At 63.3% G+C, this 14,385-nt stretch carries 13 protein-coding genes; 7 read left to right on the forward strand and 6 right to left on the reverse strand.

The genetic code is table 11. The features are described 5' to 3' along the window. Positions 1-159: 159 nt before the first annotated feature. Entirely contained in the window at positions 160-1,011 is an 852-nt protein-coding gene (locus tag GYK42_RS21910; protein WP_166449201.1) for an SDR family oxidoreductase, read from the reverse strand. Positions 1,012-1,127: 116 nt separating this feature from the next. Between GYK42_RS21910 and GYK42_RS21915 the strand changes: the two genes are divergently transcribed. The 4 genes from GYK42_RS21915 (at position 1,128) to phaP (ending at position 4,860) form a co-directional block, all read left to right on the forward strand. Continuing rightward, a complete protein-coding gene (locus tag GYK42_RS21915) occupies positions 1,128-1,556 on the forward strand; it encodes a winged helix-turn-helix transcriptional regulator (RefSeq protein WP_166449202.1) in 429 nt (142 codons plus the stop codon). 102 nt (positions 1,557-1,658) lie between these two features. Continuing rightward, entirely contained in the window at positions 1,659-3,899 is a 2,241-nt protein-coding gene (locus tag GYK42_RS21920) for an ATP-binding protein (protein ID WP_166449203.1), read from the forward strand. 47 nt (positions 3,900-3,946) lie between these two features. Further along, the gene (locus GYK42_RS21925; protein ID WP_034755105.1) at positions 3,947-4,141 is read left to right on the forward strand and encodes a hypothetical protein; all 195 of its coding nucleotides are present in this window, start codon (positions 3,947-3,949) and stop codon (positions 4,139-4,141) included. A 107-nt stretch (positions 4,142-4,248) separates the two neighbouring features. After that, positions 4,249-4,860, forward strand: a complete 612-nt coding sequence (gene phaP / locus GYK42_RS21930; protein ID WP_166449204.1) for a TIGR01841 family phasin — start codon at positions 4,249-4,251, stop codon at positions 4,858-4,860. Between the two features lie 167 nt (positions 4,861-5,027). On the opposite strand, the gene GYK42_RS21935 is transcribed toward phaP, so the two are convergent. Then, entirely contained in the window at positions 5,028-6,257 is a 1,230-nt protein-coding gene (locus tag GYK42_RS21935) for an MFS transporter (protein WP_166449205.1), read from the reverse strand. A gap of 156 nt (positions 6,258-6,413) precedes the next feature. On the opposite strand from GYK42_RS21935, the gene GYK42_RS21940 reads away from it, so the two are divergent. The 3 genes from GYK42_RS21940 (at position 6,414) to GYK42_RS21950 (ending at position 11,127) form a co-directional block, all read left to right on the forward strand. Next, positions 6,414-7,118 (forward strand): SMI1/KNR4 family protein, encoded by a 705-nt coding sequence (locus GYK42_RS21940; RefSeq protein WP_166449206.1) that lies wholly within the window; start codon positions 6,414-6,416, stop codon positions 7,116-7,118. Positions 7,119-7,213: 95 nt separating this feature from the next. Then, complete coding sequence (locus tag GYK42_RS21945; protein WP_166449207.1) at positions 7,214-8,866, forward strand: VRR-NUC domain-containing protein; 1,653 nt, start codon at positions 7,214-7,216, stop codon at positions 8,864-8,866. Further along, entirely contained in the window at positions 8,863-11,127 is a 2,265-nt protein-coding gene (locus tag GYK42_RS21950; RefSeq protein ID WP_166449208.1) for an ATP-dependent DNA helicase, read from the forward strand. Before GYK42_RS21945 ends, GYK42_RS21950 begins: the two co-directional genes overlap by 4 nt. Here GYK42_RS21950 and GYK42_RS21955 read toward each other — a convergent pair. Genes GYK42_RS21955 through GYK42_RS21970 form a run of 4 tightly spaced genes read right to left on the reverse strand, consistent with a single transcriptional unit; the run spans position 11,113 to position 14,133 of the window. After that, entirely contained in the window at positions 11,113-11,850 is a 738-nt protein-coding gene (locus GYK42_RS21955; RefSeq protein ID WP_166449295.1) for a LytR/AlgR family response regulator transcription factor, read from the reverse strand. The genes GYK42_RS21950 and GYK42_RS21955 overlap by 15 nt on opposite strands. A gap of 11 nt (positions 11,851-11,861) precedes the next feature. After that, positions 11,862-12,938, reverse strand: coding sequence for a sensor histidine kinase (locus tag GYK42_RS21960; RefSeq protein ID WP_166449209.1), 1,077 nt, complete (start codon positions 12,936-12,938; stop codon positions 11,862-11,864). Between the two features lie 6 nt (positions 12,939-12,944). After that, positions 12,945-13,760 (reverse strand): LiaI-LiaF-like domain-containing protein, encoded by an 816-nt coding sequence (locus GYK42_RS21965; RefSeq protein WP_166449210.1) that lies wholly within the window; start codon positions 13,758-13,760, stop codon positions 12,945-12,947. Next, a complete protein-coding gene (locus tag GYK42_RS21970; protein ID WP_346768147.1) occupies positions 13,750-14,133 on the reverse strand; it encodes a LiaF transmembrane domain-containing protein in 384 nt (127 codons plus the stop codon). Before GYK42_RS21970 ends, GYK42_RS21965 begins: the two co-directional genes overlap by 11 nt. Between the last annotated feature and the right edge of the window lie 252 nt (positions 14,134-14,385).

A 14,385-nucleotide genomic window follows, 5' to 3' on the forward strand; every position in this document is an offset into this window, starting at 1 on the left:
GGTAGACGCGCATGGTTCAGGTCCATGTGCCTTCGGGTGTAGGGGTTCGAGTCCCTTCGTGGGCACCATTACCTAATTCGCAAAAAAGCCGCAAACTTTCACGAGTTTGCGGCTTTTTTCATTTCCGGATGCCGTGCTGCCACGGCATCCTCCCTCCCCTTACTTCGCCAGCGCCGCCTTGACGGCGTCAAGCAGGCTCGTCGTCGGACGGCCGATCAACGCGCTCAATTGCTTGCCATGGTCTTCCAGGCCGCCCTTGGCCGCGCCCGCATCGGAATCGGCCAGCAGATCGGCAAAGCCTTCCGGCACGCCCACGCTCACCAGCGCCGCCTTGAAGTCCGCCTGCGGCAAATCCTTGTACACAATCGCCTTGCCCGACTGGCGCGCCACTTCGGCCGCGTACTCGGTCAGGGTAAAGCCCTGGTCGCCAGCCAGTTCATAGATGGCTTGCGGTTTATCCGCCGTCAGCACGGCAGCGGCGGCGGCGGCATAATCAGCGCGCGCGGCCGACGAGAAGCGCCCGTTTTGCGCCGCGCCCAGCACGACGCCATGCTCGAGCACGGGCGCCAGGTGTTCCGTATGGTTTTCCAGGTACCAGCTGTTGCGCAGGAAACTGTAAGGCAGGCCGGAGGCGCGGATGGCCGCTTCCGTGGTCACGTGCTCGGCGGCCAGGCCCAGCGGCGATGTGTCGGCGCGCAAGACGCTCGTGTAGGCCAGCAGGGATACGCCGGCGCGCTTGGCCGCATCGATGACGTTCTGGTGTTGCTGGGCGCGCTGGCCCACTTCGCTCGACGAAATCAGCAGGATTTTCGTTGCGCCCTTGAACGCCGCATCGAGGCTGGCGCCATCGTTGTAATCGGCCTGGCGCACTTGCACGCCCTGGGCGGCCAGGTCGGCGGCCTTGGCCGGGTTGCGCACGGCGGCAATGATGTTGGCTGCGGGAACGGACTTGAGCAGGCTGGCAATGACGTGCTGGCCCAGATTGCCTGTGGCGCCGGTGATGACGATCATGATTTCTCCTTGGTACGTGGGTGGTAAAACCCTATAATAGGACTATTACTTACTTATTGTAAGTACGTACCTTTTGGTAAGTATGAATAAAATTTCAATTTATAGGGCCAACTATCATGTCCACAGACACTCCCGGCGCCAGCCTGCGCGCCGCCCTCGCCCGGCAAACCCAGGACGCACATCTGATGGCTGCCGCCTGCCCCTCGCGCGCCGTGCTCAGCCACCTGACCAGCCGCTGGGCCGTGCTGGTGCTGGTACTGCTGCTGAGCGGCACGCGGCGCTTCAGCGAACTGCGCCGTGAAGTGGGCGGCGTCAGCGAAAAAATGCTGGCGCAAACCCTGGAAGCGCTGGCGGGCGACGGCTTCGTGCTGCGCCAGGCGTATCTGGTGATACCGCCCAAGGTGGAATACAGCCTCACGCCGCTGGGACGCGAAGCGGCAGAACGCCTGGCCATGCTGGTCGACTGGATCGAGGATAACTACCCGCGCATCGAGCAGGCGCGCGCCGACCTGGCCACGGCGCCCGCAGCGCAAAACGCCGCGTGAACGAGACCCATCCGCATTGCTTTTAGTCATCAAGAATTATCGTTTACTCCTACTTGCCTTGATGTAATACTAGGCCCATGAACCGCGTAAGGGCGCGACACCATGAATCAGTTGATTTCCTCCATCACCGACCGGGCCAATGTGCTGCTGGTCAGCAATTCGCCGAACGAAGTGCGCGAACTGCTGTATGTGCTGGACCGGCATAACCTGGGCACGGGACTGGCGGGCGATATCGACGAAGGCGTGGAACTGGCGGCCGGCGGCACGGACCTGATCCTGCTCGACGCAGCCCTGGCGGGCTCGAATATCGGCGCCACCTGCATGCGCTTGCGCAATGCGGGCGGACGCCACAGCGTGCCCCTGCTGCTGATGTCGGCCACGCCCAGCGCCGAGGAACAGGGCCGCAGCGTGGGCGCCGGCGCCTCCGACTACATCAAGATGCCCTTCAATGCGCGCGACGTGGCGGAAAAAATCCTCATGGAACTGGCGCTGCACAAGGCCGAGGCGCCCGCGCCGCGTGCGACCACGCCGCCGCGCCCCCTGCATCCGCAAACGCTGGAAGTCAATTACCACTCGATCCTGGCCGGCTCGCCCGACGCCGTGCTGCTGTTCGATATCGACAATGGCCTGCTGATCGACGCCAATCACCTGGCTGAAGAATTGTTCGGCATGCCGCTGGCCGAGCTGCTGCAAGGCGGCATGGAGCCGCTGTTTCCCAAGCATCAGAGCGATGGACGCGCCTCGCCGCAGCTGCTGGAAGAAAAGATCCGCGATACCTTGCAAGGCAAGATCGTCGTCTTCCGCGCCAGCTGCTGCCACCGCGACAGCCGCCCGATCGCCTGCGAAATCCGGCTGATGCGCCTGTCCGTGCCGGGCCGCCAGCTCGTGCATGCGCGCATCATCGACTTGACCGAACGCAACCTCGCCGAAGCGATGCGCTCGGGCCAGAGCGCCCTGCTGGAAATGGTCGCCAAGGGCGCGCCCCTGATCCCCACCCTGAACCAGTTGCTGCTCTTGATCGAAGGCCAGTCGCGCGGCGTGCTCTGCTCCATCATGCTGCTCGACGATGACGGCATCCACATGCACAGCGCGGCCGGTCCCAGCCTGCCGCCCGACTACATGGCCCTGCTCGAAGGCGTGGCCATCGGCCCCGGCGTGGGCTCTTGCGGCACGGCCATGTTCCTGCGCGAACCGGTGGTCGTCAGCGACATCATGTGCGATCCGCTGTGGGCGCCCTACCGCGAGCTGGCCGCGCCGTTCGGCTTGCGCGCCTGCTGGTCGCGCCCCATCTTCGGCCAGGATGGCGCCGTGCTCGGTTCGTTCGCCATGTATTACCGCGATGTGCGCAAGCCCGATGCGCGCGACCTGGAACTGATCGACACGGCGACCGACCTGGCCGGCATCGCGATTGGCCGCATGCGCCACGAGCGCGAGCTGCAGCGCCACCGCACCCACCTGGAGGAGCTGGTGGCCGAACGCACGGCGGCCCTGACGCAGGCCAAGGAACACTCGGAGCAAACAAACCGCGAGTTGGCCGCCGCGCTGGAAAACCTGTCCATCACGCAGGAGGAACTGGTACGCCGCGACAAGCTGGCCGCGCTCGGTGCGCTGGTGGCCGGCATCGCGCATGAACTCAATACGCCGATCGGCAACGGCCTGGTGGTGGCCACCACGATGGCCGAACGCACGCGCGAAATCCAGGCCAGCTTCCTGGACGGCTTGCGCCGCTCCGAACTGGGCGCCTACCTGACCCAGGCCAGCGAAGCGGACGCCATCATGCTGCGCAACCTGCAGCGCGCGGCCGATCTCGTCTCGAGCTTCAAGCAGATCGCCGTCGACCGCGCCAGCTCGCAGCGCCGCCACTTCCTGCTGCGCCAGTTCGTGGCCGAGCTGATGCTGCCCCTGTCCACGCAGCTCAAGGCCGCCGGTTTGACGCTGACGCAGGACGTGCCGGAGGGCCTGGCCATGGACAGCTATCCGGGTCCGCTGGGCCAGGTGCTGAGCAACCTGCTGGAAAACTGCCTGCGCCACGCTTTCGAAGGCCGCAGCGGCGGCACCATTAACGTCAGGGCGCGCGGCAGCGACGACGAGCAAACGATTACGCTGTCCATCGCCGACACGGGCGTGGGCATCGCCGCCGACGACCTCGTGCACGTCTACGACCCCTTTTTCACGACCAAGCTCGGTTCCGGCGGCTCGGGCCTGGGCCTGCATGTGGCGCACAACATCGTCACGGGCGTGCTGGGCGGCCATATCGACGCCACCAGCCGCACCGGCGACGCCAGCGGCACCACCTTTACCCTGCAGCTGCCCGCCACGGCGCCGCAATCGCCCGCGCCCTGAACGGCATGCGCGCTACAATGCCCGTAAGCAATTCTTTCGGAGCACCCATGAAATACCTGATCGCCACGGCCCTGCTGGCAGTTTGCGCCTGTGCAATGGCCGGACCTGCCCCCTGGTACAAATGGCGCAGCAAGATCGACGGCACCCTGTCGTGCGCCCAGTCCACCCTGGGATTTGGCTGGGAACTGGCCTCGGGACCGTACAAAGATAGCCGTTGCGAAAAACCGGCGCTTGTTAAATAATGGGGCCATGACCACACGGGGCACCGGCTTGAAAGCAAGCGATGGCATTGCGGCGTCGAAAGAGTATGGAACGATAAGAACGTATCTATTCAAACCGAGGAGACCACATGTTTACGAATCCCGAACAATTCGCATCGGCCACCAAGGCCCTGTTTGAATTCCAGCTGATGACCTTCAACACCCTCACCTCGAAGGCCGTGCAAGGCGTGGAACAGGTACTGGCATTGAACATGGCCACCGCCAAGTCCGGCATCGAGGATGGCCTTGCCGCCGGCAAGGAAATCAGCCAGGCCAAGGATCCGAAGGCCGCCATGGCCGCCGCCGCCGCCCAGCTGCAACCGGGCGTGGCCGGCGCCAAAGCGTATAAACAGCAACTCGACGACATCATCAAGGAAATCCACACGGAATTCACCACGGCCGCCGAAGCCCATGTGGCCGAAGCGAAGAGCAATCTGAGCGCCCTGATCTACGACGTCACGAAAAACGTGCCGCCAGGCTCGGAAAACGCCGTCGCCATCGTCAAGGCCGCCATCGACAACGCCTTCCTCGGCTACGAGCAAGTGACCAAGGCAACGAAACAGGCCGTGAAGACCGTGGAAGAGCAAATCGCCAAGGCCAGCGCGCAAGTGGCGCAGGCCACGGAAAAAGCCACGGCCGGTGCCACTGCCGCGGCTGAAAAAGCGGCGCCGACGGCCAAGCCGAAGGCTGCTAAAAAGTAAGCAGTAGGTCGGATTAGCGCGGCAAGGCTGTGCTAATCCGACGCATTGTTGGCGCTCATGGTGATGTCGGATTACGCGCTTGCGCGCTAATCCGGCCTACCCGGCCTACAATGAATCCACCGGCAGGCCCCGGTATTGGCCTCCTCCCATACCAAGATGGCCCGCTACTAGCTGCAGAAATCCTCACATGCCTTCGCCTCGACGGCGCCTTCCAGCTGGCGGCGCCAGGCCGCCATGCGCCACGCGGCCCAGGCGGCGGACAAGGCGCCCGCGACGAGTATCAGCCGCGTATCGATCAGGGTCAGCACCGAACCGCTGAGGGCGACGACGATATTGGCGATGCAAAACGTCGTGGCCAGCAAACCCATCACGGCACCCTGTCCGTGCGCGCTGAAGCGCTCGGCGCACCAGCCCTGTATCACCGTGTTGTACAGCGCATTCGGAATGCCGAACAGCACGATGGCGGCGATGCCCACCCAAATATTACCCAGCGCCAAAATCCCTACGGCCAGCGCCACGCCGCACGCGTACCAGCTGGCGCGCAGCAGCGGCGCATGGCGGCTGGGACCGCCCGCCAGCAAGGACGTGATGGTCATCGTGCCGCACAGGCCCACATTTACCCAGGCAATCTCCTGTGCATGGTAATTGGCCGTCTCGACCAGCCACAGCGGATAGAACTCATAAAAGCTGGCCACGCCGCAGGTCAGCGCCAGTTGCACGATGAACAGGGTGCGCAGCTCCTCATGGCGCAGCAAATTGAGCGAATGGCGGTCGCGCGCCACTTGCCACCACGAGGTCGTCAAGAGCGAGGGCGTTTCGCGCGGCAAACCCACGGCCACCAGCACGGCGACCAGCATCAGGGCGGCGGCGGCAATCCAGAACGGCACCGTCACGCCCCAGTGCAGGGTCGCACCCGCCAGGATCGGCCCTACCAGCCAGCCCAGGTAAAACGCGCCATTCAGCCACGACATGGCGCGCAGGCGCAGCGGTCCCGTCAGTTGATCGGCCAGCATGGCGCGCGCCACGGCGCCGTTCCCTTCCAGCAAACCCGTGATAAAACGGGCGACGATGAACAGAGGATAGGACTGGATCACCAGCGCCCAGGCCGTGATGGCGTGGCCGATGGCGGCGCCCACGGCCGTGCGCATCAGCAAGGGACGGCGGCCATAGCGGTCGGATAACGGTCCCAGCAAGGCCGAGCCGATCAGCAAGCCCAGCGGGTTGATGGTCAGCGCCAGGCCGAACAGCAATTTCGATGGCAAGCCGAGAAAATTATTGAAGGCATTCGGCGCCTCGGCCGCGAACAGGGGCGGCAGGATCGGGTATGGCAGCGAGGCGCCGATGGTCGACAGCAGCGCCAGCAGGCAGGCGGCGGAAATCAGGATGATGTTTTTCATGCGGGTTCGGCGGATGTTAGTCTGGCAAGCATACGTGACCATGCCACACAAGCAAACTTAAATGTTTATTCATGATGCCCATCGTTGCTGCCGTGAAGCGTGCGAGGCACGGCCTCCGCTATCATGCCCACACGAATCACGTTTAACGGGGCAAACATGACACTGTCAGAAATTGAACAGCAGCACGGCTTCACCTATCCCGCATTGTATCGGCAGCTGGAGCGCGACGGCATGCTGGCCGTGGGCGAATACGGCCCCGACTGGTACAAGCTGGTCTATCCCACATTGACGGAGCGGCCCACCCTGCTGCTGCATGCGGACGATTTCGAATTGCTCAACATCGAGGCCGTCGCCGCGGAAGCGGAAACCTTGCTGGATACGGACGATTACCGGCAGGTCGATCCCGCCTTCCAGTTCATCCCCTTCGCGCAAACGGGCGCGGGCGACCATTATTGCTTTTTCGCGTCAAGCGAGCAAGACGGCGAGATGCCCATCGTGCTGCTGTGGCATGACGAGAATGAAGCCCAGTACCTGGCAAAAAACCTGCAAGATTTCATGGCTCACATGTTGTTGAACAGCATGGCCGACCAGGATACGTACAACGACGTCAGCGACGAGGCATTCAAGGAGCAACTGGCTAAAACCCTGGGCACGCACGCGCGCTACCTGACGGTGCGGCAAGCCGACGTGCTGCACGCCTTGCTGGCCAGGGAAATCATCGATTACGAGGTGGCGCTGCCGAAGGGACGCACGGAAACGCACAGGGGATTGCTGACCGATATCGAACTGGCCAGCTTGCGCGCGGAGCTGATTCCCTATGAAAAGTTCGACAGCTATTTTCCCTACAGCACGGCTGACTAAACATAAAATCGCTGGGCAAGCGGCGGCTGAAGGTTTAAACTGTATATAAACACAGTAAAAGCCATCGCCTTGCCACTTGCCCTATTGCCATCCCCATGTTGAGAGTCCTGGAAAATCCCCTGTACTATCTGGATAATTTCCAGGATGTGCTGAACTGGATCGGCGCGCGTTACGCCGATCTGCTGAGCGTTGAAGAAACGCAGTTCATCGCCGCCTTCGGCGCACTGCCGCAGCCGTCGCGCGCCCTGTTCGTGCGCCTCGTCATGCGCAAGGGCTGCCTGTTTCGTGCCAGCAAGCTCAATTATCCGGAAATCGGCGACACGCGCGCGGCTGCCCTGCCCTTGCTGGCCCTGGAATGGGTCGAAGCCGATCCCGTCATTGCGCTCGATGAACTGTTCGACTTGCTGCTGAAGGCGGAAATCGTCCAGGCCTTCGACCTCGCCACCCCGCTGAAAGCGGCGCGCAAGGCCGAGCAGCTGGACGCCTTGCGCGAGCAGCACGGGGAAAACAGACCGTTCTCCGCCTGGCATCCGGCCTCCGGCGACATACTGTACCGCATCGGCCTGCAAACGCTGTGCGACCGCCTGCGCCTGATTTATTTTGGTAATTATCACCAGGACTGGTCGGAATTCGTGCTGTCCGACCTCGGCGTGTATCAATATGAAAAAGTGGAATTCTCGCCGCAGTCGCGGGGTTTTCGCACGCGCCAGGATATCGAGCACTATGAAGTGCTGCACCAGTGCCGCGAGCGCTACAACGACAGCGCGCCGGCGGACGAAGTGCTGCAGGAACTGGCTGCGCTGCCATTACCAGAGGACAATACCTGGCTGGCCAGCCGGCGCGACAAGCTGCGCTTCCAGATCGCCCAGCACCTGGAAAAATGCCAGGACTGGCCAGCTGCCTACCGCGCCTACGCCGATTGCGGCTATCCGGGCGCGCGTGGCCGCGCCATCCGCGTGCTGGAAAAAGACGAGCAGCCGCAAGCTGCCTACGAGCGCCTGCTGATCGCCCTGGCCGCGCCGGAAAGCGAAGCGGAACAGCAATTGCTGCTGCGCATGGCGCCCCGTTTGCGGCGCAAGCTGGGCCATGCGAAGCAGGCGGCCAATGCGGCGGCCGCCGTGGAACGCATCGACCTGCTGCTGCCCTACCCGGAACAGGCGTGCTACGTGGAAGGGGTGGTGCAGCAACACCTGATGCAGGACGATGCGCCCGTGTATTACGTGGAAAACACCCTGATCAACTCGCTGTTCGGCCTGCTGTGCTGGCCCGCCATCTTCAAGCCTATGCCGGGCGCCTTCTTCCACCCGTTTCACAGGGGGCCCGCCGACTTGCACAGCGCCGATTTTTACCAGCGCCGCAGCAACGATTTTGCCGCCTGCCTGGCGCAGCTGGACGACGGAAGCTACCACGCGGCCATCCGCGCCACGCTTGCCGCCAAGCACGGCATCGTCTCGCCCTTCGTCAGCTGGGACGTGCTGGACGATGGCTTGCTGGATCTGGCGCTGGACTGCATCCCGGCCTTTCACCTGAAGAAGGCGTTCGAGCGCATCTTGCTCGACATTAAAAGCAACCGCAGCGGCTTTCCCGACCTGATCCAGTTCTGGCCACAGGAACAGCGCTACCGCATGATCGAAGTCAAGGGGCCGGGCGACCGTCTGCAAGACAACCAGCTGCGCTGGATCGCGTATTGCGCCCAGCACGCCATGCCCGTCAGCGTGTGCTATCTGCAGTGGCAGGTGGCCACATGAGCCGCAACACTTACACCATCGCCGTGCGCGCCCTGTGCGAATTCACGGCCAAGGTGGGCGACCTGGACCTGCGTTTCACACCGTCCCCCACGGCGCAGGAAGGCATGGCCGGCCACGCCACCGTGACGAGCCGGCGCGACGATGACTACCAGCGCGAAATTAGTCTTTCCGGCGACTTCGGCCCCCTGCACGTGCGGGGCCGTGCCGATGGCTACGACCCCGCCCGGCGCCAGCTGGAAGAGATCAAGACTTACCGGGGCGAGCTCGACACGATGCCCGCCAACCACCGCCAGTTGCACTGGGCGCAGGCGCGCATCTATGGCCACTTGCTGTGCCAGCAGCTGAACTTGCCCATGCTGCGCGTGGCGCTCGTGTATTTCGATATCGCGAGCCAGAAGGAAACCGTCATGCACGAGGAATGCACGGCCGAGGCACTACGCCTGTTCTTCGAACAGCATTGCGCACTGTTCCTCGACTGGGCCGAGCAGGAAATGGCGCACCGCGCCAGCCGCGACGCACAGCTCACGGCCATGGCCTTTCCCCATGCGGACTTCCGCCCGGGCCAGCGCCAGCTGGCGGTAGCCATGTACAAGGCCAGCAGCCGCGGCTGCGGCTTGCTGGCGCAGGCGCCGACCGGCATCGGCAAGACGGTGGGCAGCCTGTTCCCCATGTTGAAAGCGACGGCCGCGCATGGCCTCGATAAACTGTTTTTCCTGGCCGCCAAGGTGCCGGGCCGCCAGATGGCGCTGGACGCCTGCGCCATCCTCAAGGATAGCGCCCCGCTGCTGCCCTTGCGCGTGCTGGAACTGAGCGCCAAGACCAGCGCCTGCGAACATCCTGACAAGGCCTGTCATGGCGAATCGTGTCCGCTGGCCAAGGGTTTCTACGACCGCCTGCCGCTGGCGCGCGAGGTGGCGCTGGCCAGCGGCTTGATCCTCGACAAGGAAGCCGTGCGCGCCGTCGCCTTGCAGCAGGGTATCTGTCCTTACTACCTGGGCATGGAGCTGGCACGCTGGAGCGACGTCGTCATCGGCGACTACAATTACTATTTCGACCTCAGCGCCATGCTGTACGGCATGACCTTGGCGCACGACTGGAAAGTCAATGTGCTGGTCGACGAGGCGCACAATATGGTGTCGCGCGCGCGCAGCATGTATTCAGCCGAGCTGGCGCAGATCGACCTCAAGATGCTGCGCAAGTTCGCGCCCGAAGCCTTGAAAAAGCCGCTCGACCGCCTCTCGCGCCAGTGGACGGCTTTGCTGAAAGAGCAGGATGGCGACTACCACGTGCATGCGGCCCTGCCCGACAAATTCTTTGGCGCCCTGCAAGGCGTGGCGACGGCCATCGGCGACTACATGGCAGAACACGCCACCGCCCTGGACGAGGACTTGCAGCGCTTTTATTTCGACGTGCTGCTGATCAACCGCCTGGCGGAGAGTTTCGGCGAGCATTCGCTGTTCGACGTCAGCAAAACGGATAGCGGCAGCACCGTGTGCATCCGCAACATCGTGCCAGCACCGTTTCTCAAGGAGCGCTTCGCGGCCAGCCACAGCACGGCACTGTTTTCCGCCACCCTGAGTCCGTGGAATTACTATAGCGACACCCTGGGCATGCCGGCCGACACGGCCTGGGTCGACGTGGAGTCGCCGTTCCAGGCGGAACAATTGTCCGTGCGCGTGGCCGACACCATTTCCACGCGCTACCAGCACCGCGCCGCCTCGCTGCTGCCCATCGCCCAGCTGATGGCGAAGCAATACGCGGAAATGCCGGGCAACTACCTGGCCTTTTTCAGCAGCTTCGATTACATGGAAAAGACGGCCACCCTGTTCGCCCAGCACTACCCCGACGTTCCTATCTGGCAGCAGCCGCGCCGCATGGACGATACTGCCCGCGCGCAATTTCTCGGCCGCTTCGGCCTGGACACGCGCGGCATCGGCTTTGCCGTGCTCGGCGGCGCGTTTGGCGAAGGCATCGACTTGCCCGGCGCGCGCCTGATCGGCGCCTTCATCGCCACCCTCGGTTTGCCGCAGATCAATCCCGTCAACGAGCAGATTCGCCAGCGCATGGGCGACGTCTTCGGCGCCGGTTACGACTACACGTATCTGTATCCGGGCATGCAAAAGGTGGTGCAGGCGGCCGGCCGTGTCATCCGCACCCAGTCGGACAAGGGTGTCGTGTATCTGATCGACGACCGTTTTTCGCGCCCGGAAATCCGCCAACTGCTACCCAGCTGGTGGGATGTGCAGCTAGCCAACCAGTAACTTCAGCTTCTGATAGCCCGCCTTGCTCACGGGTATCCTCGTATCGTCGCGCAAGATGGCCACGTGGCTGTCTTTCGTTGCCGCCTCGATGCGGCGGATACCGTCGATATTGAGCAGATACGACCGGTGCACGCGCAGGAACTTGGCGGGATCGAGCTGGGTCTCCAGCTCCGACAGTCGCTGGCTTTTCAGGTAGGACTTGCCTTCGGAACGGATGCTGATGTAATCGTCCTGCGCCTCGATGTAATCGATGCGCGCGCTGGCGATGACGTGAACCTTGGCGCCATCGCGGATCAGCACGCGGTCCAGCGGCGCAGCGCGCGTGGCCGCTTCGCGCGCCAGCGTTTGCACGGCAGTGGACGCGGCCGGCGTGCTGCGGTGGGCGCGCGCATGCGCCAGCGCCTGGTCGAAACGCTGTTCGCTGAACGGTTTGAGCAGATAATCGAGGGCATGGCATTCGAACGCTTTCAAGGCGTACTGGTCATAGGCCGTGACAAAGATCAAACGCGTCTTCGCGCCGATCAGCTCGGCCACTTCAAAACCGTCCAGGCGCGGCATCTGGATGTCGAGGAACACCAGTTCCGGCGCCAGTTCCGCGATGGCCTTGACGGCGTCAAAGCCGTTGGCGCACTCGGCGACGATCTCGATATCGTCGTGGCGCGCCAGGTATTCGCGCAGCACGCTGCGCGCCAGCAATTCGTCATCGACGATGGCCACCCGCATTCTTGCCTGCATCATGCTGCCTCCGTGTCGCCGGTCTGCGCCGGCATGGAAATCATCACCTCGAAACGGCCGTCGCACAGGCCCCAGTGCGCGCTGGCCTCGTGGCCATACGCGCCGGCCAGGCGCTGGTGCACATTCTCCAGGCCCACGCCATTGCCGCGCGCGGGCCCCTGATCCGCATCGACGGGGTTGCGCACGGCGATCTGCAGCAGGCTGCCTGCGCGCCGCACTTCGATATCGATCTGGCCGCCCTCCGTCAAGCCGCAGATACCATGCTTGACGGCATTTTCTACGAGCGGCTGTATCAGCATGGGCGGCAACAGGCACGCCAGCGCGGCAGTGTCGACACTTTCCGCCACTTGCAGGCGCGCGCCGAAACGCACTTGCTCGATGGCGAGAAAGTGGCGGATCAGCACCAGTTCCTCTTGCACGGTGATGTGCTTGTGCGCTTCCAGGCTCAGGCTCTGGCGAAAGAAATTGGCCAGCTGCACGGTCATCTGGCGCGCACCCGCCGCATCGATAGACGTCAGGGCGCTGATGGAGTTCAGGCTATTGAACAGAAAATGCGGATCGATCTGCGTGCGCAGCATGCGCAACTGCGCTTCCTGCGCCATCAGTTGCGCTTCCAGGCCCCGCTGTTCGGCCATCCTGGCGCGCACGAATTCGAGCAGCAGATAATGCACGGCGGCGGCCAGGCAATACAGCAGCGCGCCCAGGCCGAAGAACAGGGCCAGCAGCGATGGCGTCAGGTTCACGCCCAGCCAGTGCTGCTCCATCAACAGGCTGACGCTGTTCAAAAATTGCAGCAGGGTCGCCCACAGCAAGCCCGCGAACAGGGCCGCCACGCCCATTACGCTGGCGATGGCGAGCGGATGGCGGGCGTGCAAGGGATAGGCACGGCACAGGTAAAACGCGGAAAACCCCGAACCGATCGCATACACGAGCGTGGCGGGCGCCACCAGCAGGACGGCATTGAGCCAGGGCGCGTGCGCCACTCTGGCCAGGATGGAAGCCAGTGCCAGGCCCAGCGCGATGCAGACCAGGAACACCACGACGGCGCCGCGCCGCTTCGACAAAGGTCCGGACATGCGCGCCTAGTTGCGGATTTCCAGGCCGCCCATGATGGCGTATCCCGTCACGTACAGGCGCTTGTTCTGGTTCGGCGGCACGATGGTCTTTTCTTCGAAGCCGCCAAGGATCGGCGTGCCCTGCAGGACCACGCTCCAGTCGGGCGGAATCTTGATGGTGACGCCGCCGCACAGGGCAAATACGTTGAGCACAGCTTCGCCTTCGATCGATGCCTGGCGCAGGTCGATTTCGCAGCCGGCCATGATGACGTTGATATCGCCGCCCCTGAAGCGCTGCGACGACACGCGCCGCACGTAGCCGCCGAGGATGGCCGTCACTTCAATGATGCTGTCGTCGTCCGCCTGGTCACCGGCGCCGGGCGCCGCAGTGGCACCGGCGACTTCCTTGTCGAGCGATACGGCGCCATTCCTGGCCTGGCCGAATGCATCAGGCGCGGCGCTGGCATCGGGCGGCGCGGCAAAGTGCCGGCGGCGCTGCCGCTGCCACCCGCCGGGCAGGGATTTCGACACGACGGCCACGCCGGCGGCAATGATGAGCAGCGGCCACAGCATGCTCCAGTTGATATAGAACAAGCCCATGGCTTTCAAGGTCCAGCTCAGGCCCAGCAAGACCATCACGCCGCCGAGGATGTAGCCGGAGCGGGAATGGCTTTGCGATATTTTCAGCAAGCCGAAAATGATGAGGATGGTGGGCCAGAAACGGAAGGTATAGCGCACATTGATGAAACCGAGGTTATCGAGCAGGAACAGCAGCCCCAGGCCGATGACGATGACGCCCAGCACGATCTGCGATGGCGAGTGCAGCGGCGGTCTATTTTTCATGCTCGGACTCCCGGTAGGCAATAAAATGTTTGTTCAACAGCGGTTCGAGCACGAGGCCCACGCCCCAGGCGATCAGCAAGGCGGGCCAGCTATTGTAGAAATTCAAGTTCCACAGTTCTTCATACGACACATACCACCAGGCGGCGAAGAAGATCAGCCACAGGCCGCTCAGCACCTGCTTGGCGGACACGGGCGTGAGCAGCTTGTTGAGGCCAAAGACGGCCAGTATCACTGGCCAATAATGCCATAGTGCATAGTAATCATGGAGATAGATCACATCGAGCCGGTCCAGCAGGATGATGGCGCCGACGGCGATCAGCAGCACGCCCCACAGCAGCTGGGTACGGCGGTAATACGCTGGTTCAGGTTTCACGGTCCCCCCTTGAAGTTGGTTGATCGTAAAGATACGCGGATTTCGGGCACGCGAAAACAGCGCTTCGGCGAATGGCGGACAGGTGGCGGTGAATGGCGCAACGGCAGAAAAAACAGGCAAAAAAAAGACCGGCTAGGCCGGCCTTGAAGGGGTTCGCAGCACACACCGCGACCTGGAGTTGCAGTGCACAGCCGCAGAGCGCAAACGCGCCGGCGGCGAAAATCTGGTGCCGATCCTTGAGGCGACCGGCTG

It is taken from the genome of Janthinobacterium lividum (genome assembly GCF_011601275.1).
In the GTDB taxonomy this organism is placed as follows: Bacteria; Pseudomonadota; Gammaproteobacteria; order Burkholderiales; family Burkholderiaceae_D; genus Janthinobacterium; species Janthinobacterium lividum_E.

Coding starts and splice junctions, on each gene's coding strand:
- phaP (WP_166449204.1), top strand. CDS start 4,249: ATGTTTACGAATCCCGAACAATTCGCATCGGCCACCAAGGCCCTGTTT.
- GYK42_RS21935 (WP_166449205.1), bottom strand. CDS start 6,257: ATGAAAAACATCATCCTGATTTCCGCCGCCTGCCTGCTGGCGCTGCTG.
- GYK42_RS21960 (WP_166449209.1), bottom strand. CDS start 12,938: ATGTCCGGACCTTTGTCGAAGCGGCGCGGCGCCGTCGTGGTGTTCCTG.
- GYK42_RS21945 (WP_166449207.1), top strand. CDS start 7,214: ATGTTGAGAGTCCTGGAAAATCCCCTGTACTATCTGGATAATTTCCAG.
- GYK42_RS21965 (WP_166449210.1), bottom strand. CDS start 13,760: ATGAAAAATAGACCGCCGCTGCACTCGCCATCGCAGATCGTGCTGGGC.
- GYK42_RS21910 (WP_166449201.1), bottom strand. CDS start 1,011: ATGATCGTCATCACCGGCGCCACAGGCAATCTGGGCCAGCACGTCATT.
- GYK42_RS21915 (WP_166449202.1), top strand. CDS start 1,128: ATGTCCACAGACACTCCCGGCGCCAGCCTGCGCGCCGCCCTCGCCCGG.
- GYK42_RS21925 (WP_034755105.1), top strand. CDS start 3,947: ATGAAATACCTGATCGCCACGGCCCTGCTGGCAGTTTGCGCCTGTGCA.
- GYK42_RS21955 (WP_166449295.1), bottom strand. CDS start 11,850: ATGCGGGTGGCCATCGTCGATGACGAATTGCTGGCGCGCAGCGTGCTG.
- GYK42_RS21950 (WP_166449208.1), top strand. CDS start 8,863: ATGAGCCGCAACACTTACACCATCGCCGTGCGCGCCCTGTGCGAATTC.
- GYK42_RS21940 (WP_166449206.1), top strand. CDS start 6,414: ATGACACTGTCAGAAATTGAACAGCAGCACGGCTTCACCTATCCCGCA.
- GYK42_RS21920 (WP_166449203.1), top strand. CDS start 1,659: ATGAATCAGTTGATTTCCTCCATCACCGACCGGGCCAATGTGCTGCTG.